The sequence below is a fragment of the Butyrivibrio sp. NC2007 genome (assembly GCF_000421405.1).
Lineage (GTDB): Bacteria > Bacillota > Clostridia > Lachnospirales > Lachnospiraceae > Butyrivibrio.
Window position 1 is genome coordinate 1 of record NZ_ATWY01000049.1, and the last position, 1,467, is coordinate 1,467.

At 34.9% G+C, this 1,467-nt stretch carries 2 protein-coding genes; both read right to left on the reverse strand.

Going from position 1 to position 1,467, the window contains the following annotated elements; all coding sequences use genetic code 11:
- Positions 1-665 (reverse strand): hypothetical protein (locus tag G632_RS20770; protein ID WP_035783210.1); only part of this gene is annotated, 665 nt, incomplete at its 3' end.
- 224 nt (positions 666-889) lie between these two features.
- Positions 890-1,255 carry a hypothetical protein gene (locus G632_RS0118295; RefSeq protein ID WP_022770960.1) on the reverse strand — a complete coding sequence of 122 codons (366 nt, stop codon included), beginning with the start codon at positions 1,253-1,255 and terminating at the stop codon, positions 890-892.
- Positions 1,256-1,467 lie beyond the last annotated feature (212 nt).

Genomic DNA, 1,467 nt, shown 5'->3' on the forward strand with positions numbered 1-1,467 from the left:
GGTATTCCTGGTCTGTATTCCCAAATCATTTTGCATAACTCATCAATATCGTCATCAAGCATGTTGAAAACAACAACCTGCTCAAGGCCATCAATGTTCTGCAATATCTCAAGATCTTTCTTTGAAATATGAGTCCCATAGGATTGATAAATTGAGACAACAGAAGCATTAAAATGAATCCCTTCGTCACACAGCACTTCCGCGTTTTGTAATGTGTCCAGGTCCAAATATTCAAGCCGCTTAGTCTTTTCTCTTTTCAAATCATCACCAAGATCTATCGAATACGAATCAATGCCTTCGTTATAATATGTAAGTAGAACGTTCTTTACTTTGCTATTTCCCTCTACTACTTGAATGCATATCTTCTCATCTCCAAAATAATCTTTGTTGTTATCAACAAAACTATTATGGGCTACTATCAGTGAATTTAACTCGCTATATCCTTCTATGTTCGTACATGAAATCTCTAGTATAACTGCATTATTTTCTTCAATGTAATCTTCTAGCCTAATATTCTTTTTCCCATAAAGATCTATGGCTTCGATCCATTCTTCATATGGAGTATCTGCCGTAAGTTTGTTGCCATAATTATCCGCACATCCGACAAAAATAAAAGCCAAACAAATCATGCTGATCATTATTAATAGTTTCAGTTTATGTTTCATAAATCTCCTCAGTTATCATTAAAAACAGTTTGGGTGATACTCGAACATGGCTGATTTAATAGATTAACCGATACAAAATCCACATATTTATCGTAATCAATATATAGTGGCTTATCTCCCCCTGATGACACCTCAACCCTTCTTGTTACATTCCCATTACTATCGATGTTCTCATAAATTGCGGTTACTGTCATGTAATGACTTGCGATTGTTTATCTCGCTTATTAAAAATTTCTTCTTAGTTCATTAAGTGCATCATCTATGTCCAATTCAGGATACATTTGTCCAATCATTTTTATAGTCTCGGTATACTTCTGTTTCCCACTACGTGCCATTATTGTGATTATATAATCCAGTACCTCTTCACTAAAGCATTCCAGTTTTTCCAAAATTAAATCGATATCAATCTTACTTGCAATATCACGATGAGAAACTCCCATGTATACTGCGTGAAACATTGACTCTAATACAATGTCATCTGTTTCAGTCAGACTCTCTTTCAAAATATTGTCACACATTTCTATTGCTTCATTGTCAGAGATGGCACCATATTCTAATACATCACCAAGATCATCGTAATTCACATTCATGTTTTAACTCCTGCATACTCATTTCCTTTATATATGCATCAGAAAAGGATCCCTTCCCTAACTGTAACCTCGTAAATGTTTGACAGCTTGTTTTCTAAAGGAACCCTTGCGTAATACTGCTGGTCATTGTCGAGTTCAAAAGTTACTATTCTGGTCGGGATGTCTTTTCCCCAGTAATTCTTTACATAATCCTTGTAATCGTTAAAGTCTTC